This window comes from Candidatus Thermokryptus mobilis, from assembly GCF_900070205.1.
GTDB lineage: Bacteria > Bacteroidota > Ignavibacteria > Kryptoniales > Kryptoniaceae > Kryptonium > Kryptonium mobile.
This window is the reverse complement of sequence record NZ_FAOO01000023.1, coordinates 7,489-29,659: the sequence shown is the minus strand read 5'-3', so window position 1 is coordinate 29,659 and position 22,171 is coordinate 7,489. Positions and strand designations below refer to the sequence as shown.

The 22,171-nt window shown below is 39.5% G+C and carries 24 protein-coding genes and 1 tRNA gene; 24 read left to right on the top strand and 1 reads right to left on the bottom strand.

Going from position 1 to position 22,171, the window contains the following annotated elements:
- The 18 genes from FKZ43_RS11520 to FKZ43_RS10425 form a co-directional block, all read left to right on the top strand.
- Nucleotides 1–463: DUF8196 domain-containing protein (locus FKZ43_RS11520; protein WP_512698798.1), on the top strand; the 463-nt coding region annotated here is incomplete at its 5' end.
- 18 nt (nucleotides 464–481) lie between these two features.
- Nucleotides 482–1,822: a UDP-glucose dehydrogenase family protein gene (locus FKZ43_RS10505; RefSeq protein ID WP_140945848.1), complete on the top strand. Its 1,341-nt coding sequence runs from the start codon at nucleotides 482–484 to the stop codon at nucleotides 1,820–1,822.
- 21 nt (nucleotides 1,823–1,843) lie between these two features.
- Complete coding sequence (gene rfbC, locus FKZ43_RS10500; RefSeq protein ID WP_140945847.1) at nucleotides 1,844–2,404, top strand: dTDP-4-dehydrorhamnose 3,5-epimerase; 561 nt, start codon at nucleotides 1,844–1,846, stop codon at nucleotides 2,402–2,404.
- Between the two features lie 42 nt (nucleotides 2,405–2,446).
- The gene (locus FKZ43_RS10495) at nucleotides 2,447–3,394 is read left to right on the top strand and encodes a UDP-glucuronic acid decarboxylase family protein (RefSeq protein WP_140945846.1); all 948 of its coding nucleotides are present in this window, start codon (nucleotides 2,447–2,449) and stop codon (nucleotides 3,392–3,394) included.
- Nucleotides 3,395–3,426: 32 nt separating this feature from the next.
- Complete coding sequence (locus FKZ43_RS10490) at nucleotides 3,427–3,768, top strand: hypothetical protein (RefSeq protein WP_181180346.1); 342 nt, start codon at nucleotides 3,427–3,429, stop codon at nucleotides 3,766–3,768.
- An 84-nt stretch (nucleotides 3,769–3,852) separates the two neighbouring features.
- Nucleotides 3,853–5,775: a threonine--tRNA ligase gene (gene thrS, locus FKZ43_RS10485; protein WP_140945844.1), complete on the top strand. Its 1,923-nt coding sequence runs from the start codon at nucleotides 3,853–3,855 to the stop codon at nucleotides 5,773–5,775.
- A 2-nt stretch (nucleotides 5,776–5,777) separates the two neighbouring features.
- A complete protein-coding gene (locus tag FKZ43_RS10480) occupies nucleotides 5,778–6,173 on the top strand; it encodes a hypothetical protein (protein WP_140945843.1) in 396 nt (131 codons plus the stop codon).
- A gap of 26 nt (nucleotides 6,174–6,199) precedes the next feature.
- The gene (gene infC, locus FKZ43_RS10475; RefSeq protein WP_140945842.1) at nucleotides 6,200–6,790 is read left to right on the top strand and encodes a translation initiation factor IF-3; all 591 of its coding nucleotides are present in this window, start codon (nucleotides 6,200–6,202) and stop codon (nucleotides 6,788–6,790) included.
- On the top strand, nucleotides 6,771–6,965 hold the full coding sequence (gene rpmI, locus FKZ43_RS10470; protein ID WP_140945841.1) for a 50S ribosomal protein L35: 195 nt from the start codon (nucleotides 6,771–6,773) through the stop codon (nucleotides 6,963–6,965). Before infC ends, rpmI begins: the two co-directional genes overlap by 20 nt.
- 30 nt (nucleotides 6,966–6,995) lie before the next feature.
- A complete protein-coding gene (gene rplT / locus FKZ43_RS10465) occupies nucleotides 6,996–7,340 on the top strand; it encodes a 50S ribosomal protein L20 (RefSeq protein ID WP_140945840.1) in 345 nt (114 codons plus the stop codon).
- 86 nt (nucleotides 7,341–7,426) lie between these two features.
- Nucleotides 7,427–8,437 carry a phenylalanine--tRNA ligase subunit alpha gene (pheS, locus tag FKZ43_RS10460; protein WP_140945839.1) on the top strand — a complete coding sequence of 337 codons (1,011 nt, stop codon included), beginning with the start codon at nucleotides 7,427–7,429 and terminating at the stop codon, nucleotides 8,435–8,437.
- 20 nt (nucleotides 8,438–8,457) lie between these two features.
- Nucleotides 8,458–10,893 carry a phenylalanine--tRNA ligase subunit beta gene (pheT, locus tag FKZ43_RS10455; protein ID WP_140945838.1) on the top strand — a complete coding sequence of 812 codons (2,436 nt, stop codon included), beginning with the start codon at nucleotides 8,458–8,460 and terminating at the stop codon, nucleotides 10,891–10,893.
- A gap of 3 nt (nucleotides 10,894–10,896) precedes the next feature.
- Complete coding sequence (gene zapB / locus FKZ43_RS10450; RefSeq protein ID WP_140945837.1) at nucleotides 10,897–11,175, top strand: cell division protein ZapB; 279 nt, start codon at nucleotides 10,897–10,899, stop codon at nucleotides 11,173–11,175.
- Between the two features lie 43 nt (nucleotides 11,176–11,218).
- Entirely contained in the window at nucleotides 11,219–11,518 is a 300-nt protein-coding gene (locus tag FKZ43_RS10445; protein ID WP_140945836.1) for a cell division protein ZapA, read from the top strand.
- Between the two features lie 258 nt (nucleotides 11,519–11,776).
- Nucleotides 11,777–13,327: a ribonuclease Y gene (rny, locus tag FKZ43_RS10440; RefSeq protein ID WP_140945835.1), complete on the top strand. Its 1,551-nt coding sequence runs from the start codon at nucleotides 11,777–11,779 to the stop codon at nucleotides 13,325–13,327.
- 82 nt (nucleotides 13,328–13,409) lie between these two features.
- Nucleotides 13,410–14,045 carry a dephospho-CoA kinase gene (gene coaE / locus FKZ43_RS10435; protein ID WP_140945834.1) on the top strand — a complete coding sequence of 212 codons (636 nt, stop codon included), beginning with the start codon at nucleotides 13,410–13,412 and terminating at the stop codon, nucleotides 14,043–14,045.
- Nucleotides 14,045–15,238: an aspartate aminotransferase family protein gene (locus tag FKZ43_RS10430; RefSeq protein WP_140945833.1), complete on the top strand. Its 1,194-nt coding sequence runs from the start codon at nucleotides 14,045–14,047 to the stop codon at nucleotides 15,236–15,238. The genes coaE and FKZ43_RS10430 overlap by 1 nt, the downstream gene beginning before the upstream one ends.
- Nucleotides 15,235–16,221, top strand: a complete 987-nt coding sequence (locus FKZ43_RS10425; protein ID WP_140945832.1) for an aminotransferase class IV — start codon at nucleotides 15,235–15,237, stop codon at nucleotides 16,219–16,221. Before FKZ43_RS10430 ends, FKZ43_RS10425 begins: the two co-directional genes overlap by 4 nt.
- A 3-nt stretch (nucleotides 16,222–16,224) precedes the next feature.
- Here the strand turns inward: FKZ43_RS10425 and FKZ43_RS10420 are convergent.
- Nucleotides 16,225–16,296: transfer RNA gene (locus FKZ43_RS10420), tRNA-Lys, on the bottom strand.
- Nucleotides 16,297–16,417: 121 nt separating this feature from the next.
- Between FKZ43_RS10420 and FKZ43_RS10415 the strand changes: the two genes are divergently transcribed.
- The 6 genes from FKZ43_RS10415 to FKZ43_RS11515 form a co-directional block, all read left to right on the top strand.
- Nucleotides 16,418–17,101: a YggS family pyridoxal phosphate-dependent enzyme gene (locus tag FKZ43_RS10415; RefSeq protein WP_140945849.1), complete on the top strand. Its 684-nt coding sequence runs from the start codon at nucleotides 16,418–16,420 to the stop codon at nucleotides 17,099–17,101.
- Nucleotides 17,102–17,114: 13 nt separating this feature from the next.
- Complete coding sequence (locus tag FKZ43_RS10410; protein WP_140945831.1) at nucleotides 17,115–17,636, top strand: DivIVA domain-containing protein; 522 nt, start codon at nucleotides 17,115–17,117, stop codon at nucleotides 17,634–17,636.
- Between the two features lie 21 nt (nucleotides 17,637–17,657).
- Nucleotides 17,658–18,485: a purine-nucleoside phosphorylase gene (locus tag FKZ43_RS10405; RefSeq protein WP_140945830.1), complete on the top strand. Its 828-nt coding sequence runs from the start codon at nucleotides 17,658–17,660 to the stop codon at nucleotides 18,483–18,485.
- A gap of 9 nt (nucleotides 18,486–18,494) precedes the next feature.
- The gene (locus tag FKZ43_RS10400) at nucleotides 18,495–18,737 is read left to right on the top strand and encodes a DUF2905 domain-containing protein (protein ID WP_140945829.1); all 243 of its coding nucleotides are present in this window, start codon (nucleotides 18,495–18,497) and stop codon (nucleotides 18,735–18,737) included.
- A gap of 39 nt (nucleotides 18,738–18,776) precedes the next feature.
- Nucleotides 18,777–21,920 carry an isoleucine--tRNA ligase gene (gene ileS, locus FKZ43_RS10395; protein WP_140945828.1) on the top strand — a complete coding sequence of 1,048 codons (3,144 nt, stop codon included), beginning with the start codon at nucleotides 18,777–18,779 and terminating at the stop codon, nucleotides 21,918–21,920.
- A gap of 10 nt (nucleotides 21,921–21,930) precedes the next feature.
- Nucleotides 21,931–22,171, top strand: a 241-nt coding sequence (locus tag FKZ43_RS11515) for a hypothetical protein (RefSeq protein WP_181180345.1), incomplete at its 3' end; no start/stop codon positions are given.

Here is a 22,171-nt window from a genome sequence, read left to right as displayed (position 1 = left end):
CCAGCTTGCGGAGGCGCAGCGCAGGACGGAAAAAGAGATAGAAAAACTTACCAAAGGACTTGAATCGCTAAAAAAGGAAGTTGGTGGGCTTGCTCATACAGTTGGATATCGCTTGGAGGATGAAGCAATAAAGGCACTACCAGAACTTTTGAAGAGGGATATTGGGATTGAGATAATCGGCAGATTGAAAAGGGATTATATTGAAATTGCCCCTGGGAAATATATTGAAGTTAATATCTGGGGGACAGGGAGGATAAACGGAGAAGAATATGTCGTTATAGGTGAGGCGAGGTCGCAGTTGAAGAAAAGTGATATTGATGATTTCATAAAGAAGGTTAATGCGATAAAGAAATATATACCAAAGGAGCAGGTCAAGATTCTTGTCACTTATCAAACATCTCCGCTTGTTAGAAGATATGCTGAGGAAAAGGGGATAAAAATTTATTTCTCCTATGAATTTTAAAACCAAAGACGGAATCAAATGAAAATTTCTGTTATAGGCACAGGTTATGTGGGACTAGTAACGGGTGCTTGCTTTGCTGATTCAGGTAATGATGTGATTTGTATGGATGTTGACAGTGCGAAAATTTCAAAATTGAAAATGGGGATTTTGCCGATTTATGAGCCCGGGCTTGATGAAATTGTCAAGAAAAATTTATCAGCTGCTCGTCTTTCGTTTACTACGGATCTTGAAGAAGCGGTTCGGAAGTCGGAGTTAATTTTCCTTTGTCTTCCAACCCCACCGGGCAGGGATGGAGATGCTGATTTATCAATAGTTTTCAATGTCGTTAGGAACATAGCTAAAATTTTAAAAAGAGAAATCAAGTTAAATCCACATGTTCGCAAGTTGATAGTAAGCAAATCAACAGTTCCAGTTGGAACAGCTGACAGGATAAGAGAGATTATTTTTTCAACGATTGGGAAAATTCCTGAAACTGCGTTTATTGATGTAGCATCAAACCCGGAATTTTTAAAAGAGGGAAATGCAGTTCAAGATTTTATGTTTCCAGATAGGGTCGTGATAGGGGTTAACAATGGTGAGAGCGAGAAAATAATGCGAGAACTTTACGAGCCGTTTGTTAGGACTGGCGCCCCAATACTTGTCATGGACACAAGAAGTGCTGAAATGGTCAAATATACCGCAAATGCATTTCTTGCGATGAGAGTTTCCTTTATGAATGAGATAGCAAATCTTTGTGAAAAACTTGGTGCTGATGTTGAAAAGGTGAGAATCGCAATTGGTTATGATGTCAGAATAGGTCCGAAGTTTCTTTTTCCTGGTGTTGGTTGGGGCGGAAGTTGTTTTCCGAAGGATTTAAAGGCACTTATAAAGATGGGTGGGAAAAATGGGGTTGATTTGAAAATAGTTAAGGCAGTTTATGAGGTCAATGAGAAACAGAAAAGGTTAATTGTTGAGAAAATAAAGAAACATTTCAACGGGAAGTTAAAGGATAAAAAAATTGCAATTTGGGGTTTGTCTTTTAAGCCAAAGACGGACGATATGCGCGAAGCTCCTTCAATTACGATAATAAACGAGCTGTTGAAACTTGGTGCAAGTGTTGTCGCGTATGACCCGGTTGCGATGCCAAACGCAAAGAAAATTTTTGATAAAAAAATTAAATTTGCGAAAAATCAATACGAGGCAATTAAAGGTGCCGATGCGCTTGTTTTAGTTACGGAATGGCAGGAATTTCGCGAGCCGGACTTCAATTATATGAAAAGCCTCATGCGAACGCCGGTCGTTTTTGATGGGAGAAACATCTACAAGCCGGAAAAGTTGAAAGGGCTTGGTTTCGTTTATTACGGCATCGGGAGAAAGTGAAAAGTAAAGTTTTACTTTATCTTGCCGTTCAAATTTACAAGGGTAAGCCAGATACCTGAACTTGTTGTGATTGAGCCAATTGTGTTTGAGGATAAAAGAGGATTTTTTATGGAGACATACAGTTACAGGGAGTTTGAGAGATTTGGCATAACCGAAAAATTTGTTCAAGATAATCATTCAAAATCGATTAAAGGTGTTTTGAGGGGGCTTCACTTTCAAGTAGAACCATTTGCTCAATCAAAGCTTGTCAGATGTATAAAGGGAGAAATTTTTGATGTGGCTGTTGATATAAGACCTGGGTCAAAAACTTTCAAAAAATGGTTTGGCGTTATTTTATCTGAGGAAAATAAAAGGATTTTATATATTCCGAAGGGATTTGCTCATGGTTTTGTTGTGCTTTCTGAAATCGCTGAGGTTGAATATAAGGTTGATAATTTTTACTCTCCTGAACATGACAGAGGGATAATTTGGAACGATCCTGATATAGGGATTGAGTGGCCAATTGATAATCCCATCCTCTCAGAAAAAGACGCAAAGTTGCCAACGCTTAAAGAGTTTCTAAAAGACCTGTCGCTGTTATGATTTTTTCTCCATCTTTAGAAAAATAAAAAAGAGATATAAGAATTGGCGAAAGTAGTTATAACTGGAGGAGCTGGTTTCATAGGGTCGCATCTTTGCGATCGCTTTATAGCTGAAGGAGATGAGGTGATTTGTCTTGATAATTTAATCACTGGAAATCTTGACAATATAGCTCATCTTTTTGGTAATCCGAAGTTTAAGTTTATCAAGTATGATGTTACGGAATTTTTATATGTTCCAGGAGATGTTGATTTTATTCTTCACTTCGCTTCGCCAGCAAGCCCGATGGATTATATCAAGTATCCGATACAGACATTAAAGGTTGGTGCTCTGGGGACGCACAAGGCGCTTGGGCTTGCAAAGGCAAAAGGCGCGAGATTTTTGCTTGCGTCAACGAGTGAAGTTTATGGGGATCCACTCGTTCATCCGCAAAGCGAGGAATATTACGGTAATGTAAATCCGATAGGAATTCGTGGTGTTTATGACGAGGCAAAAAGGTTTGCTGAAGCTATGACGATGGCTTACCACAGGTATCACGGACTTGACACGAGGATAGCAAGGATTTTTAACACATATGGACCCAGGATGAGAATTGATGATGGTAGGGTTATACCAGCATTTATGACGCAAGCACTTAAGGGTGAAGATATGACTGTTTTTGGTGATGGAAAGCAAACGAGAAGTATTTGTTACATTGATGATTTGGTTGAGGGGATTTTTAAACTTTTGATGTCAAATTATGTTTATCCGATAAATCTTGGAAATCCTGATGAGATAACAATTTTGGAACTTGCTTATGAGATAAGGGAAATTGCTGGTAGCAATAGCAAAATTATTTTTAAACCGCTTCCGCCAGACGATCCCAAGGTTAGAAGACCAGATATAACGAAGGCGCGGGAGATACTGGGTTGGGAGCCGAAGGTGCCAAGGAGGGAAGGATTAAAAAAGACGCTTGAATATTTTAAGAAAAAACTTTTTGGAGCAAAGGATTGAAGAATTGGGACGAGAAAAAGGTATTGCATCTTATGAAGGGAAGCAAAAAGTATATAACGATACTGCCGTATAGTGAATTTAAGAAGATGGAAAGGATGGTGCTCAGAGGGATGAAAGTTGACAAGAGAAAATATGATGTAAGATTCAAAGAAGAGTTATTGGTTGATTTGTTGTCATGTTTTAAGGGTGATGTTGCTAAAATGGCTGGTTTTATTGAGCGTGTTAATCTTTTGAGAGACGAACCGTATCCGAATGGGTGCGAAAAGCTTGAAGGGGAGATTTATAAAATTTTGATTGATGATTTATTTTTGTTTTATCGTGTGGATGAAAAGTTAAGGTTGATAACTGTTGTTCTGGTAGAAGTTGCAGGTTAAGGTTTTGTTTTGATTTTCTCGGGGAAATTATTATTTTTAACTCGGACTTTCCCTTGAAGTGAAAACTCAAATTTTAATTTTTTTATGGAGGAAAGGATAAAGGTAAAACTGCCTGATGGTAGTATTTTAGAAGTTGCTAAAGGGACGACGCCGTTGCAGATAGCTGAGATGTTAAGCAAGCGTTTGTTCAAAGAAGCGGTAGCTGCTAAAGTAGATGGGGTTGTGGTTGATTTAACGCGTCCGCTTGAAAATGATTGTGAGTTAAAAATTTTGACATTTGAGGATCCAGAAGGAAGGGAGGTTTTCTGGCATAGTTCCGCTCATCTTATGGCTCACGCAATAGAGGAGCTTTTCCCTGGAGCGAAATTTGGTGTTGGTCCGCCAATTGAAGATGGTTTTTATTACGATGTTGATGTTGATAGACCGCTTACGCCGGAGGATTTGCAAAAAATTGAAGAGAAGATGACGGAGTTGGCACAAAGGGACGAACCGTATGTTAGGAAAGTTGTGACGAAGGAGGAAGCGCTTGAATTTTTCAAAAGGAAGGGCGACCCTTACAAAATTGAGATAATAGAGCAGATAGAGGACGGTGATACTATAACTTTTTACAGTGAGGGTACTTTCACGGATTTATGTCGTGGTCCGCATTTGCCTTCAACGGGCAAGATAAAGTATGTTAAGTTATTAAATGTTGCTGGCGCATATTGGCGCGGTGATCCGAAAAACAAGATGTTGCAAAGGGTTTATGGTGTTGCTTATCCTAAAAAAGAACTTCTTGAGGAGCATCTTCGTCGCCTTGAGGAAGCAAGAAAAAGAGACCATCGTCGGCTTGGGAAAGAACTTGAGCTTTTTGTTTTCCACGATATAGCCCCAGGGGCTCCGTTTTGGTTGCCAAAGGGAATGATTATCTTCCGTGAGCTTGAAAAGTTTATAAGGGAAGAACTTGACAAAAGGGGATATGAGGAGATCTCAACGCCGATACTTGTTAAGAAAGACCTTTGGGAACGCTCCGGTCATTGGGAGCATTACAAAGAGAATATGTTCGTCCTTGAAGTTGAAAACGAGGTATACTCACTCAAGCCGATGAATTGTCCCGAGAGCACATATGTTTATAAGATGAGGACGAGAAGTTATAGGGACTTGCCTCTTCGTCTTGCTGAAATTGGTCGTCTTCACAGGAATGAGATTTCTGGGGCATTGGGAGGCATGTTTCGCGTCAGGCAAATAACCATGGACGACGCCCATATTTATTGTAGACCTGATCAAATTTTAAATGAGATAAACGAGCTTATTGATTTTATAAACTATGTTTACGGGATTTTTAAGTTTGAGCCAGCTTATTATCTTTCAACGAAGCCAGACAATGCTATGGGAGACCCAGCTTTGTGGGAGCAAGCAGAACAAGCATTAAAGATGGCGCTTGAACAAAATGGCATAAAGTATGGGTTAAAAGAAAAAGAAGGTGCTTTTTACGGTCCAAAGATTGATGTCCAGATTAAAGATGCCTTGGGAAGGGACTGGCAGGTTGCGACGATTCAACTTGATTTTGTTATGTTGCCAGAAAGATTTGATTTAACTTACATTGACGCAGATGGTCAACCGAAACGCCCGGTTGCGATTCATAGAGCGATATTCGGGTCGTTTGAGAGGTTCGTTGGGATTTTGACGGAACATTTCGCCGGGAATTTCCCAGTTTGGCTTGCCCCAGTTCAAGTGGCTGTTCTTCCCATAACGGATGCTCAGAATGATTACGCGGTTGAGATTTATCAAAAGTTGAAAGAGATGAAAGTAAGAGCGGAAATTGACCTGAGGAATGAAAAGATAACTTATAAAATTCGGGAAGCTGAAACGAAGAAAATTCCATATATGCTTGTTATAGGCGAAAGGGAAAAGACAAATCGCAATGTTTCAGTTAGACGACATGGTAAAGGTGACCTTGGGGTTTTTGATTTGGAAAGTTTTATTTCAAGGATTAAATTTGAAATTGAAACTAAAACGGTTGATTAGGCGTGAATTTTTATGAGATTTTGACATTGGGTGGTGTTATGGCGACGATACTCGGTGTATTTTTGACTTTTGCTATTATAAATAACAGGACACTTAAAGCAGAGGCAAAAAATATAAGTGAGTTGATAAATGAGTTTAGACGGGAGCATCAAGAGAATGTAAAGATTATGGTTGAACGGCTTGATGAGCTCAGGCGGGAACATCAAAAGACGATATATGTTTTGAGTGAAAATCTTAAGGAATCTCGTGAACGGCTTGATGAGTTTAGAAGAGAGCATCACGAGAAAATGGATGAATTCAGAAAATCGCACGAGGAGATGATTAAGTATATTGCTGATCTAATTGTAGCAGATGGCGAAAGGACAAGGCAAGAGATAAGGAGGAAGGTGAAACGCTAAATTTAAAAACAAAAAGGGGATCAGCCATAGGGAAAGAATTACGGGTTAATGACCAGATTAAAGTCCCGAGGGTTAGGGTGATAGACGAAAATGGGCAACAGCTCGGAATAATGAACACGCGTGATGCGTTAAAATTAGCTGAGGAAAGAGGTTATGACCTAGTTGAAGTCGCGCCGCATGCTAATCCACCTGTTTGTAGATTAATGGATTACGGTAAATATAAGTATGAGAGACAGAAGGAAGAGAAACTTCACAAGAAGCAACAAGCATCAGCGGTTGTAAAAGAATTAAGGTTTCATCCGAATACAGGTGAGCATGATTTTAATTTTAAAGTTAGACATGCAAGGGAGTTCTTGCTTGAGGGGCACAAAGTTAAAGCGTCTGTGTTATTTAAAGGCAGAGAAATTTTACATACTGAATTTGGTGAGAGGATTTTGAGAAGGTTTATTGAGATGTTGTCGGATATTGGTAGAGTTGAGCAGGATATACGGCTTGAGGGGAGTGTGATGAGTGTTCTTATTTCACCTGACAGAAAGAAAATACAAATATTGAGGGAACAGGAAGAAAAAAACAAACAGCTGGGAGGAGAAATCACTGATGCCAAAGATGAAAAGTAATCGCGCGGCGATGAAGCGTTTCAAAGTTACAGGCACTGGCAAAATCAAGAGGCAGAAAGCCGGTAGAAGTCATCTTGCAACTGGCAAGTCAAGGAAGCGTAAGCGTCAACTTCGCAAGCCGACGCTTGTGCATCCATATGAAGAGAAAAGGATTAAGCGATTGATCCTTGCTTGATGAATTTTAAAACTAAAATTTGTGGTTGAAATGAGAGCGACGAATAAGCCAGCATCAAGGAGGAGAAGGAAGAAAATCCTTGAGAGGGCAAAAGGGTTCTGGGGGATGCGAGGCAACACCCTCAGACAAGCCAAAGACCATGTTGCGAAGGCACTTCAATACTCGTATCGTGATAGGAGGACGAAAAAGCGAGAATTTAGACGACTCTGGATAACGAGGATAAACGCTGCAGCAAGGTTGAACGGAACTACATATTCAAAATTAATTTCAGCATTGAAGAAAAAGCAGGTTGAGATCAACCGCAAGATGTTAGCTGATCTTGCGGTGAATAATCCGGATGCTTTCTCTGAAGTTGTAAAGTTCGCTTTTAGTTAAAGTTTAACTCCCATCACCCCGTCTATAACTTTGATTTTGTGAGGGTGATGGGAGTTTTTATTTAAAAATGAAAATTTAACTCAGAGATGAAAAATCAAATTGAAGAAGTAAAGTCCAAATTTCTCTCCGAGATTTCAAGTGTTGAAGATGAGAAGCAACTTGAAGAATTAAGGGTTAAATATCTTGGTCGCAGGGGCATAATTCAGTCACTTTTTGATAAGTTAAGAGAAGTTCCAAAGGAAGAGAAACCAGCTCTTGGTAAATTGCTCAATGAGTTGAAGGAGCTAGCTCAGGGGAAATACAACGAGAAGAAACTTGAAATTAAGGGAAAGAAAGCCAAGGTTGAAAGTTTTGTTGATCTTACAATACCTGGAAGGTTGAAATACACGGGAAGGAAACATCCTCTTACACAAACGCTTGAGGAGATAAAGAAAATTTTCATTGGGATGGGTTTTGAAGTCGCTTCTGGGCCTGAGATAGAAGATGATTATCATAACTTTGAAGCGTTAAACATACCTCCCGAGCATCCAGCAAGGGATATGCAAGATACTTTTTTCATTGAGGATAAAATAATTTTACGAACGCACACTTCCCCCGTTCAGATAAGAGTGATGGAGTCAAAGAAACCGCCAGTTAGGATCATTGCCCCTGGAAGAGTTTACAGAAATGAAGCGATAAGTGCGAGGAGTTATTGTTTGTTTCATCAGGTTGAAGGTTTGTATGTTGATGAGGGGGTTTCTTTTGCGGAGTTAAAAGGGACTTTGCTTGCGTTTGCTAAACAAATGTTTGGCAGTGATGTTAAGTTGAGATTTAGACCCAGTTTTTTCCCATTCACTGAACCAAGCGCTGAGGTAGATGTCAGCTGTTTCATATGTGGAGGTAAAGGTTGCAGGGTTTGTAAATATGGTGGCTGGCTTGAAATACTTGGGTGTGGAATGGTTGACCCAAATGTTTTCAAGTTTGTTGGATACGATGCGGAAAAATATACTGGTTACGCTTTTGGTATGGGTGTTGAAAGAATCGCAATGTTAAAATATGGGATAGATGATATAAGGTTGTTTTATGAGAACGATTTCAGATTCCTTGATCAATTCTAAAATAAAATCTTCCACAAGCGGTGAAAATATCACATAACTGGCTAAAAAATTACATTGACCTTGAAGCAGAACCTGAGGAAGTAAAGGAAAAGCTAACGATGCTCGGGCTTGAGGTTGAAAGTGTTGAATATCTTGGTGAGAAGTATAAAAATTTTTATGTCGGGGAAGTCTTAGAAGTGAATAAACATCCTAACGCCGATAAGTTAACGGTCTGTAAAGTTAATGTTGGAAAGGATGTGCTTCAAATTATATGCGGTGCACCTAATGTTGCGGTTGGTCAGAAAGTACCCGTTGCGCTCGTCGGAGCTATCATCCCAAGAAATCAACACGATCCGGAGGGGAAACCATTCGTATTGACAAGAGCTAAAATTCGCGGTGTTGAATCGTATGGAATGATATGTTCTGAATATGAGCTTGGGCTTGGTGAAGATAAAGAGGGAATAATGGTTCTTGATGAAAGTGCAAAGGTTGGACAACCATTGGCTGAATATTTCGGACTTGATGATGTGGTTTATGATATAAGCATAACCCCAAATCGCCCGGATTGTTTAAGTCATATAGGGATAGCTCGGGAACTTGCGGTAGTGTTCGGATTGAAGTTGAAGAAACCAGAGGTTAAACTAATTGAGTCGGAGAGAAAAGTCACTGATTTTGCGTCTGTTGAAATTGTTGATTATATAAATTGTCCGAGGTATTCCGCAAGGGTTGTTTTAAATGTAAAAGTGGAACCATCCCCACAATGGCTTCAAAATTATCTCCGCTTGGTTGGATTAAGACCTATAAATAACATCGTAGACATAACAAATTTCGTCCTTTATGAAGTGGGGCATCCTCTTCACGCTTTTGACTATGATAAACTCACTGGGCATAAAATCGTCGTTAAATGTGCAAATGACGGTGAAGTTTTTATTACGCTTGATGGCAAGGCGAGAACACTGCGTTCGGATACACTGATGATATGTGATGCTGAAAAACCAGTGGCAATAGCTGGGGTCATGGGTGGTTTGAATTCCGAGATAACCGATGAAACGAGGAATGTTTTAATTGAAAGCGCTTATTTTAACCCCATCAGCATACGAAGGACATCAAAGTTTCTGGGTCTTTCTACCGATGCATCGTATAGATTTGAAAGAGGTGCGGACCCAAATGCTGTTATTTGGGCTGTTGATAGAGCAGCGCAACTTATGGCTGAGATTGCTGGAGGCGAAGTTTTGAAAGGAGTGATTGATGTTTATCCAGTTAAAATTGAACCACGCATCGTAAAATTGAGATTTTCACGGCTCAACTCAATCATCGGAATGGAAATTCCAAGAGATAAGGTTGTTGAAATACTTGAAGGGCTTGAGATTGAGGTTTTAAATGTTGATGATGATTCTGTTAAAGTTAGAGTGCCGACATTTAGACCTGACATTGAAAGGGAAATTGATTTAGTTGAAGAGGTTGCCCGTGTCTATGGATACGATAAAATCCCGGATAAAATGAGTTCTGTGGTTCATTTTTCAACTGAAAAAGCAAAAGTTGATTTTAATGAAGTTGTTCGGGAGAGGTTGATCGGAGCCGGGTTTAAAGAAGTTGTTACAAACAGCATGCTTGATGAGGAAGTGGCTTCATTGTTTAGCGATAATTTTGTCAAGGTTTTGAATCCTTTAAGCAGGGAGATGTCGGCGCTTAGACCGAGCTTAATTCCAAGCGCCCTTGATGTCGTAAGGCATAACTTTGGTTATGGTATAAGGGATTTGAAGTTTTTTGAGATAGGGAGGGTCTTCGGTGTTGGTCTTGCAGGCGATGATGTGTCAAGTTTGGTTGGCAATTATGTTGAGAAGGAACATCTTTTAATTTTAATGACGGGAAGGGCGGAACCACTGAGTTACGATTTAAAGGAAAGGAACTTTGACATTTACGATTTGAAGGGGGAAATTGAGCGTCTCTTCAAGTCGGTTTTTCTTGAAAATTACAGATTTATTTATTATTCTAATAATAGAAGCGCTTTGGCTGAGCTTGAGATAGGTGTTGAAATAGATGGAAAATATGCCGGGAAGTTGTTTAAAGTTGGAGATGTTCTTTTGAAAAGGTTTGATGTTCAAGCGGATATATTCATTGCTGAAATTGATTTGAATTTGATGTCTAAAGGTTCACGGATAGAGTCAAGACATTATGTTGAGTTGCCCAGGTATCCAAGTGTGTATAGAGACCTTGCTTTTGTCGTTGATGAGTCGGTGCCTGTGGGTGAGTTAGAGAAGGCGATAAAGGAAAAGGCAGGCGGTCTTTTGAAATCAATTTATCTTTTTGACATTTATAGAGGAGAAAAGATAGGAGAAGGGAAGAAAAGCGTTGCTTTTTCACTTGAGATTGTTTCGGGTCAAAAGACCCTGACGGATGAGGAAGTAAATGCTTTGATGAGGGAAATTGTATCTTATGTTGAAGGAAGAACAGGAGGAAAACTTAGAGGTTTTTAAGATTTGGAGATCGTAGATGATAAAAATAAGTTGAATTTGGCTTCGTTGATTGAGGAATTGCAAGGGAAGTTTGATAAGGTTTATGAATATGTCCGAAAGTTGAAGGAAGAGAATGAAAGTTTGCGTGCGAGGTTGTCAGTGTTTGAGGGTGAAGTTGAGAAGTTGAGGCGTGAGAATGAAAAGTTGAGAAGTGATGGGCTTGTTTTGTTTTCTGCGGAGGAGAAGGAGGACTTAAAGAAGAGAATTGTTTTTTTGCTTGAGAGGATCAATCGTTATCTTTGAAAAGATAATACGCTGGTTTTCCCCTGGAAAATAAACTTTGGAAATGGAATTGAATTTATCGGAGACAAAGACAATTAAAGTGAAAATTTTAAATACTGAATACACCTTAAAAGTTGAAGATGAAGAGCTTGGATATAAAGTTGCGGAATATGTTGATGGTGTGATGCGAGAGTTGGAGAGCAAGTTTCCGGGGCGCAATGCTTTGACGATAGCTGTTTTGGCAGCGCTTAACATAGCCGAGGAGTTGTTTCGTGAAAGGATGAAACATGACAATGTTGAAGGCGAGATAGAGAATTTGTTGATGGATTTGTCAAATCGGGTTGATAAGATATTAAGTTTATAACCGCGCTGTCAGCTCAGTAGGAGCTCAGGGGAAAGCCAGCGTTATTTTGATTGCCTGGCTCTTGGGTGCGGATTACAGGCCACGCTCCCCAAAGTTTGGGGAGTCCGCTGCTCTGGTTTAGCCAGAGCTTAAAGATGCGGACAGTGGAAGTAAGAAGTACCCAGGCAGGCGTCATCGTTGGGATGAGCTCGCTGGGCTGACAAGCGCGGTTTTTGTTTTTGTTGATAATTTTTAAAAGAAACTTGAGGAGGTAGAAATATGGCTGTATACATAGTTGTCGCGTTGGCTGTTTTGATATCTTTTTTCATCGGATGGTTCTTTCATTCAAAAGTTGAGGAAAAGAAAATCGGAAGTGCTGAAGCAAGAGCACAAAAGATAATTGAAGATGCGGAGCGCGAGGCGAACAACATCAAAAAGGAAAAATTACTTGAAGTAAGGGATGAATGGTTTAGAAGGAAACAGGAATTTGAGATTGAGGTAAATCAAATAAAGCAAAAGCTTCAATCGTATGAAAAACAACTTCTTGCGAAAGAGGAAAAGCTAAATGAAAGAGCTGATGAATTAAACAAGAGGGAGCGTGAACTTAACAAAGTTCAACAACAAATTGAGGAGCAAAGAAAATTAATTGAGGTAAGGCAAAAAGAAATTGACAAGCTGATAGAGGAACAAAAGGTTCAGCTTGAGAAGATATCTGGTTTGACGAGAGACGAGGCGAAGAAAATTTTGATTGATAGCATGGTGGCGGAGGCGAAAGCAGAAGCTGCGAAAATGATCCGCGAGGTCCGTGAGCAAGCGAAGGAGGAAGCAAAAAAAGAAGCTCAAAAAATAATCGTTCAAGCAATTCAAAGGACAGCTGCTGACCATTCGGTTGAAACTACTGTCACTGTGCTTCACATTCCAAACGATGAACTTAAAGGGAGGATAATTGGAAGAGAGGGAAGAAATATACGGGCGTTTGAGCAATTAACCGGGTGCGATATAATCGTTGATGATACCCCTGAGGCGGTCATAATCTCTGGATTTGACCCATTTAGACGTGAGGTTGCTAAAATTGCGCTTGAGAGATTACTTGCCGATGGGAGGATTCACCCGGCAAGAATTGAAGAAGTTGTTGAAAAGGTCAAACAAGAGCTTGAAGAGGAGATTTACAAGGTCGGGGAAAACACTTTGCTTGAACTCGGGATTCACAATGTGCACCGTGAAATAGTCCGTCTTGTTGGAAAGATGAAGTATCGTTCAAGTTATGGTCAAAATGTTTTACAGCACAGCATAGAGGTAGCTTATCTTGCTGCGATTATGGCTTCTGAGCTTGGGCTTGATCCACATCTTGCAAAAAGGGCAGGGCTTTTCCATGACATAGGTAAAGTAGTTGATAGGCAGGAGGGTCCTCATGCTTTAATTGGGTATGAAATTTTGAGCAGATACGGTGAGCATCCCATAGTTGTAAATGCAGTTGGCTCACATCACGAGGATATTCCTATGGAGACTCCAATTGCTGCAATCGTTCAAGCAGCTGATGCCATAAGTGGTGCAAGACCCGGGGCAAGGAGGGAATCGGTTGAGGGTTATGTAAGGAGATTGCAAAAGCTTGAAGAAATTGCAAAGTCATTTGAAGGTGTAGCAAAGACATACGCAATTCAAGCTGGTCGTGAAGTTAGAGTGATAGTTGAACCCGATAAAGTTGACGATAATCTCGCTGAACAGCTTTCAAGGGATATAGCAGCGAAAATTCAGGAGGAAATGGAATACCCGGGGCAGATCAAAGTCACGGTTATAAGGGAAGTTCGCTCTGTTGCCTATGCTAAGTAATTTAAAGGCGTCCCACATTAACGGGACGCCTTTTTTATTTGCGGTAAAAATTTTTTAATTTTTAGAAAAAAGAACTTCAAATTTGGCTTTCAAGCATGGAATTTTAACCGTTGGAATAACCGGTGGCATCGGGGCTGGAAAGACAACGGTTTGTAAAATCTTTGAAGAGTTCGGGGCAAAGGTGATCTACGCTGATGAACTGGCAAAGGAGCTCATGGAAAACGATGAGTCATTGAAGAAGAAAATAAAAAAAATTTTTGGAGTGGAATCATACATCGGGGGAAAACTTAACAGGAAGTTCATCGCTGACATCATCTTTTCATCCGATGAGAAGAGAAAACTCCTTGAATCAATTGTTCATCCAGCTGTTATAAAGAGAATCCTTTCAGATTTAAAAAAAATCGCTGGTGAGGGGAAATATAGCTTTGTCATTGTTGAAGCTGCGCTTATTTTTGAGTCAGGTTTTGATAAAGAACTTGATTATGTGTTGGTGGTTGACGCCGACGACGAGATTAAAATTAAAAGGATCATAGAGCGTGACAAATGTTCAAGGGAAGAAGTTTTGAAAAGGATGAGAGCACAGTTGGATTCAAAAATTAAAAGGGAGCTTGCTGACATGGTCATAATAAATGACGGTGATATTGATGAGCTGCGGAAAAAGGTAAGTTTTTTCTATTCGCTTTTTGAGAAAATTTCAAAGTCAAGCGGAGGGAATTGATGACGGTTTTTGAACTTGAGAAAGAGCTCTTTTTTCAAACATATAGGCGACTCGGGGTTCATATAAAATATGGCGATGGTGTTTTCCTTTATGATTATGAAGGAAGGAAATATCTTGACATGTTGTCCGGCATTGGAGTAAACGCACTTGGATACGGAAATGAGAAGATAAAGAGCGCGATAATTGAGCAAGTTAATAGGTATATCCATCTTTCAAACCTTTTCTTTCACGAATCACAGGTTAACCTTGCGAAATTGTTGATTCAGTTTTCTGGCTATAAGAAGGTTTTTTTCACAAACAGCGGTGCGGAGGCGATTGAGACAGCAATTAAATTGACAAGAAAATGGGGTAAAAGGTTCGGGAAGAATATCATCGTTGGTTTTTCAAATTCTTTTCACGGTAGAACAATCGGGGCGCTTTCTTTAATGGACAGGGATAAATATCGTAATGGATATGAGCCGTTCTTACCTGGAATTTCTGTGTTAAGATATAACGACATTGATCAACTTGAGGAAAATATAAACCATAGCGTTGCTGGTGTCTTCCTTGAATTTATTCAGGGTGAGGGTGGAATAATTCCAGCGGACAAAAAATTTGTTGAGAAAATTTTTGAGTTAAGGGAAAAGTTCGGTTTTCTTGTTGTGGCTGATGAAATTCAAAGTGGTTTGTGGAGAACGGGAAAATTTTTTGCTTTTGAACATTACGGTGTGAAACCAGATGTCGTTGCAGTAGCAAAACCACTCGGTGGGGGCTTACCCCTTGGAGCTGTCCTCGGAAATGAAAGAGTCGCTGATGTCTTTTCCATTGGAACACATGGTTCAACATTCGGAGGGAATCCAGTCGCTTGCTCAGCTGGATGTGAAGTCATCAAAGAATTGAGTAAAATCGTTGAAAAAATAAATTCCGTTGGGAATTATTTGAAAGAAAAACTTGAAGGGATGAAGTTAAGACATCCAATTATAAAAGAAGTCCGTGGGGTTGGTTTGATGATCGGAGTTGAACTATCAATTGAGTGTTCTGAAATTGTGAGAGAACTTTTAAATAAAGGGGTGATAGCGAATTGCACAAGAAATAATGTTGTGAGGTTATTACCACCACTGATAATAAGTGAAAGCGAAGTTGATTTTTTCATAGAGAAGTTTGATGAGGTTTTAAACGAAATAAAACAACAAAAATTTAAAGTGCAGATATGAGACAAAGAAAGTTAAAAGTTTGGTCTGAAGAAGATTATTTTAACTGGGTTAGGCGTGAGACACCTTTGAAAGAAAAATACTTCGCAATGTATTCAACCGTTTGGGATGCGATTGTAACCAATCCAAATTTAATGACGATACCTTTTGACGATCATATGGTCCATCGTGGTGATGGCGTTTTTGATAATTCGCTTGTTGTTAATGGCAAAGTTTATCTTCTTGATGAGCATCTTGATAGAATCATTCGTTCTGCAACTGCGATCGGGATAAAAATTCCACTTGATAAGGAAAGCATGCGTCAGATAATTCTTGAGACGATAGCTGTAACTGGGAAGCGTGATTGTATGGCAAGGTTCTGGATTTCGCGCGGGACAGGTGGCTTCAGTGTTTATCCGGATGAGTCGCCAATTGGACATTTTTATTTAATTATTACTTCCTCTCCTAGTTATCCTGCGAGATATTATGAAGAGGGTTTAAATGTTGTGACAAGCCCTTTCCCATTGAGGCAACCATTTACACCACAGGTTAAAAGTTGTAATTATCTTTCAAATGCTATGATGGAGTTTTTCGCACATAATGTTGGGGCTGATACAGCTATTGCTATTGATTCAGAGGGGAATATAACGGAGGGGTCAAATAAGAATGTCGCAGTTGTTACTAAGGATGGATTTTTTAAGTATCCACCGCTTGAGAAAGTTCTTCACGGAACGATGCTTAAAAGGGCGATTTATTTTGCGAAAATTTTGAAGGATGAGGGAATTTTGAAGGATGTTGTATCGGCGAACATACCGATAAGCGAGGCGTACAATAGCGCTGAAATGATGTTTTTCAGCACAACGCTTGTAGTTGCTCCAATTGTGAAATATGATGGAGTTACTATCGGTGACGGAAAGCCAGGTCCGATTTACAAGAAAATCCGTGAGATGTTTAAAAAGGATATGACTGAAAATGACGAAGTTTTAACCCCTGTTGATTACGATTAAAAGTGAGCCCGGGAGGGATCGAACCTCCGACCTCCTGCTTAAAAGGCAGATGCTCTACCACTGAGCTACGGGCCCGAAATTTCATCACAAATATAAGAAATTTTTTTCACTCAAGCAAATTCACATCGCATTGGGGATATTTGATTTTTTCAAGCGCCTGATTTATATTTAATTCTCAAAGGCAAAGTTAATGGTGATGATTTTTGATAATGTTCAGAAAATAAAACAGAAAATTCGGGAGGTTTGCCTCAAAACGGGCAGAAACCCTGAAGATGTGACAATTGTTGCGGTCACGAAGACAGTTCCGGTTGAAAGAATCATTGAGGTTGTGAACGCTGGGATATATGATATTGGAGAGAACAAAGTCCAGGAGCTCCTTGAAAAGAGGAAATCAATTGATAATGTAAGATGGCATTTTGTTGGTCATCTTCAGACGAACAAGGTTAAGTATATTGTTGACTTTGTTCACCTTATACATTCAGTTGATTCGTTTAAACTCGCGCTTGAGATAGAGAAGAGAGCCAGGAGGATTAATCGGGTTGTTGATGTTTTAATTGAAGTTAATACATCAGGAGAGCGGACGAAGTATGGTGTTAAACCGGAAGAGACGTTAAACCTTGTGAGACAAATCTCGGAGAATTGCGAATATGTTTGGGTTAAGGGTTTGATGACGGTTGCGGCATATCTTCCGAATCCTGAAGATGTTAGACCGATGTTCAGGACTTTGCGTGAATTAAGGGATGAAATTTCAAAGTTTAACTTTAGAAATGTTGAGATGAGGCATCTTTCAATGGGTATGAGCAACGATTATGAAGTGGCAGTTGAGGAAGGGGCAACGATTGTGAGGATTGGAACGGCGATTTTCGGACCAAGAAAATAATGGGAGTAAAAAAATGAAATTTACACCACTTGCGATCAAAAAACAGCAATTTAAGAGGTCCTTCAGAGGTTACGATATTGACGAGGTGAGAATTTATCTTGAGATGCTTGCCAGCGAATATGAGAATCTTCTTCAAGAGAATAAAGAGTTAAAAGAAAAAGTCGCTATACTTGAGACGGAGGTATCAGCTTATAAACAGATTGAGAAAAACCTCCACCTTGCGGTAGTTCAAGCCCAGGAGACAGCGACGAAAACGATAGAGAACGCAAAAAAACAGTCCGAGCTTTTGCTCAAAGAAGCCGAGCTTAAATCAAAGGAGATAATTGAAAAAGCAAAACTTGAACTTGTAAAGATTTCAAACGAAGTTAGTATGCTTAAACTTGAAAGGGATAGAATTTTGACGGAATTGAAAAATTTTCTTTCCTCTGAACTTGAGAAATTAAATCTTTCAATTTTCCATCAAAAAGAGGAAAGCTCTGAAAAAATTGAGGAAAAGATAAAACTTGACGATATAATCAAAAACCTTGAACAATAAATAAAAAAAGGAAAAGTTCCTATGAGCGAGTTGAAACAGCAGATAATGGAGGCATTGAACTTTATAAGAACAAGGACGAAGCTTGAGCCGAAGATAGGGATCATCCTTGGCACAGGGCTTGGAGGTCTTGCCAAGGAAATTGAAGCAGAAACTGTAATTGATTATGGTGACATTCCCCATTTTCCAATTTCAACTGTGGAATCACATCACGGCAAGTTAATTTTTGGCAAACTTTCCGGCAAAGATGTAGTAGCTATGCAGGGAAGATTTCATTACTACGAGGGATACACGATGAAGCAGATTACTTTCCCGGTCAGGGTTATGAAGTTCCTTGGAGTCAAATATCTTTTGATTTCAAATGCTGCTGGTGGTTTGAATCCTCTTTTTAGAAAAGGTGACCTTATGATAATCACAGATCACATCAATTTACTCGGTGACAATCCTTTGATAGGTCCAAATGACGATGAGCTTGGTCCTCGTTTCCCGGATATGTCCGAGCCATACAGCAAGGAATTAATTGAACTTGCTGAGCAGATAGCGCTTGAAGAGAAAATCCGTGTTCAAAAAGGTGTTTATGTTGCAATGACGGGTCCAAGTCTTGAAACAAGGGCTGAATATAGATTTTTGAGGTTGATCGGGGCTGATGCTGTCGGTATGTCAACAGTTCCGGAGAACATAGTTGCGAATCATATGGGGATGAAGGTGTTTGGGATTTCTGTCATAACGGATGAATGTTTCCCTGATGCACTGCAGCCGTTGAGTATTGAAGAAGTTATAAGGGTCGCAAGTGAAACAGAGCCGAAATTGACGAGATTGATGAAACTTCTTGTTGAAAAAATAAATGTTTAAAATTCGGAGATGTTTCAATCGCTTGGGAAAATTTTGATTTTGTTTGGAGCTTTACTTTTCTTTTTTGGTTTAATACTTTTGCTCGCTGATAAAATAGGCGGTAAGGTCCCTTTCATAGGCAGGTTGCCAGGGGATATTTTGATTCAGAAGAGAAATTTCACTTTTTACTTTCCATTGACGACAAGCATTCTTTTAAGTTTGATTTTAACTTTGATACTTTGGATTTTATCGTTCATTTTTAGAAAGCACTAACACAATAAACAAAAACAAAATCGGGATTTTTTTAAGGAAATGTACAAGGAGCTGACAGATAAGATAAAGTATTCAGAACTTGAAAAGGAGATTTTGAAGTTTTGGAAGGAAAACAAAATTTTTGAGAAGAGTATAAGCACAAGAGAAGGGAAACCGAACTTCACTTTTTATGAGGGACCACCGACTGCGAACGGTCGCCCAGGGATTCATCATGTCATGAGCAGAACGATAAAGGACCTCGTCTGTAGGTATAAGACGATGCGAGGGTATAAGGTTTATAGGAAGGCGGGTTGGGATACACACGGGCTTCCTGTTGAAATTGAAATTGAGAAAAAACTCGGAATAAAACATAAGGATGAAATAGTGGAGTATGGAATTGAGAAATTCAATGCTGAATGTAAAAAGTCGGTTTTTGAGTATCTTGACGATTGGGAGCAGATGACAGAAAGAATCGGATATTGGATTGACCTTGAAAATGCGTATATAACTTTCACGAACGAATACATTGAATCAATTTGGTGGGCTTTAAAACAATTTTTTGATCGTGGATACATTTATAAGGGATATAAGATTCAACCATATTGTCCAAGATGTGAAACGCCTCTTTCTTCGCACGAGGTTGCCCAAGGTTATGAAGATGTTAAAGATCCATCGGTTTATGTTAAGATGAGAGTTAAAGGGGAAGAAAATACTTACTTTCTTGTTTGGACGACGACGCCGTGGACTTTGATTTCAAATGTCGCTCTTGCAGTTCATCCCGAAGTAAATTATGTGAAGGTTTTTCATAAAGGTGAGAATTTGATTCTTGCGAAGGATCGCTTGATGGTTCTTGATGGGGAATATGAAATCGTTGAGGAATATAAAGGCAATGATTTAAAAGGTAAGGAATATGAAAGGTTGTTTAATTATGTTCCTGTTGATAAAAAGGCGTTTTATGTGGTGACGGCAGATTTTGTCAGCATTGAAGATGGCACGGGCATAGTTCACATTGCGCCTGCTTTCGGTGAGGAGGATTATCAAGTTGGGCGTGAATATGAACTTCCAACGCTTCAACCAGTTAATAAAAGTGGTGAGTTTACCGATGAGATAGTTGATTTCAAGGGAAAGTTTGTTAAGGATGCTGACCCAGAAATAATTCAAAATTTGAGAGCGAGAGGTTTACTTTATAAGAGAGAAACCATCGTCCATAGTTATCCCCATTGTTGGCGCTGTAAAACGCCTTTGCTTTATTATGCTCGTGAGTCCTGGTATATAAGCACGACGCGTTATGTTGATAGAATGATTGAACTTAACAAACAGATCAGATGGCATCCTCCAGAGGTCGGGGTTGGGAGATTTGGGAATTGGCTTGAGGAAAACAAGGACTGGGCTTTGTCAAGAGATAGATTTTGGGGGACACCTCTTAACATTTGGATATGTGAGAGGTGTAGTGATATGAGAGCTGTTGGAAGTATTGAAGAGATAAGAAAAGAGGGTAAAAATGTCCCAGAGCCGTTGGATTTGCACAAACCATTTGTGGATCAAATTGTTTTTGATTGTAAGAAGTGTGGTGGGGAGATGCGAAGAACCCCTGAGGTTATAGATGTTTGGTTTGATTCTGGGGCGATGCCTTTTGCTCAGTTTCATTATCCTTTTGAAAATGTTGAGCTTTTCAAGGAAAACTTTCCAGCTGATTTCATAGCGGAGGGAATTGATCAAACACGGGGTTGGTTTTATTCGCTTCATGCGATTTCAAGTTTTCTGTTTGATTCGCCTGCTTTTAAACATGTCGTTGTAAATGAACTGATACTTGACAAAGAGGGTCAAAAGATGTCAAAGTCAAGGGGCAATGTTGTTGATCCTTTTGATGTTGTTGAAAAATATGGTGCTGATTCCATCAGGTGGTATCTTATGTCGGTTAGCCCGCCGTGGAAGCCAAAGCTTTTCAACGAGGAGGATATAGTTGAGATACAAAGGAAATTTTTTAGCACACTTATTAACACTTATTCGTTCTTCACTTTATATGCGAACATAGATAACTTCACATTCTCCGAAGAAAGGATTCCAGTAAAGGAGAGACCTGAAATTGATAGATGGATAATTTCCGTCTTGAATTCGCTTGTGAAAAATTACATTGAGGCAATGGAGGATTATGATTTGACAAGAGCAGTCCGTTTGATAACCGATTTCACGATTGATCAGCTTTCAAATTGGTATGTCAGGCGTAGTAGACGTAGGTTTTGGAAAAGCGGTGTTGAAAAGGATAAGATATCCGCTTTCCAGACACTTTATGAATGTCTTATCGCTGTTGCAAAGCTTATGGCTCCTTTTGCTCCCTTCCTTGCAGATGAAATCTATAGAAATCTTAATGGCGTGACAAAGAAAGAACCGTATGAATCTGTTCATCTCGCATATATCCCTGAACCAAATGAGGACGAAATTGACCTTGACCTTGAAAGGAGAATGGAACTTGCTCAAAGAATAGTTTATATAGTCAGGTCCTTAAGGGCGAAAACAAATTTGAAAGTTCGCCAACCGTTAAGAAGGATTATAATACCTGTTTCTGATGAAGATGAAAAAAAACAGATTGAAATGATGAAGGAAGTCATACTTGATGAGATCAATGTAAAAATGATTGAGTATGTTGATGATGATTCTGAAGTAGTTGAGAAAAGGGCGAAGCCGAATTTTAAATCAATCGGTCCGAAATTTGGCAAAATGGCTCAAAAAGTTGCGCAGGCGATAAGAGAGTTTGATAAGTCAAAGATAAAAAAGCTTGAAGAAGAAGGTAAAGTTGAAGTTGAGATTGATGGGGGAAGAGTTGAGATTTTAAAGTCCGATGTTGAGATTTACAATGAAGATATAAAAGGTTGGGTGGTTGAATCTGATGGAGTTATAACGGTTGCGCTTGATACTGAACTGAGTGATGATTTAATAAATGAGGGGTTTGCTCGTGAATTTGTTAACAGGGTGCAAAATATGAGGAAGGAGGCAAATTTTGAAGTTACAGATAGGATTCGTATTTTCTTTAGGACTGAATCAGAGAGGTTGAGAAAGGCTGTAATGGCTTTGAAAGATTATATCAAGAACGAAACGCTCGCAATAGAATTAAGCGATGAATTTAAGGAAGCCGATTATGTTAAATCGTGGGATGTGAATGATGAGCCGTGCGATATTTCAATTGAAAGAGTGAAGTTAAATTAACTTTAATTTTATGAAGGCAAGGAAACCGCAAATAAGCAAGGAAATTTACGAGCTTGTTGTCTCCATTGTGGATGATAAGCTTAAGGGGATAGTTGCAACGCGCGCTGAATTTGAGGCATTGAAAGATTCGGTGGATAAGCTTGCTGAGGCACAGCGTAGAACTGAGGAGGTGCTTGAGTCCTTTAAACGGGCAACAGAGGAGAACTTTAGTCGCGTTTGGAGAGCGATAGAGACACTGACAGACCGTTTGG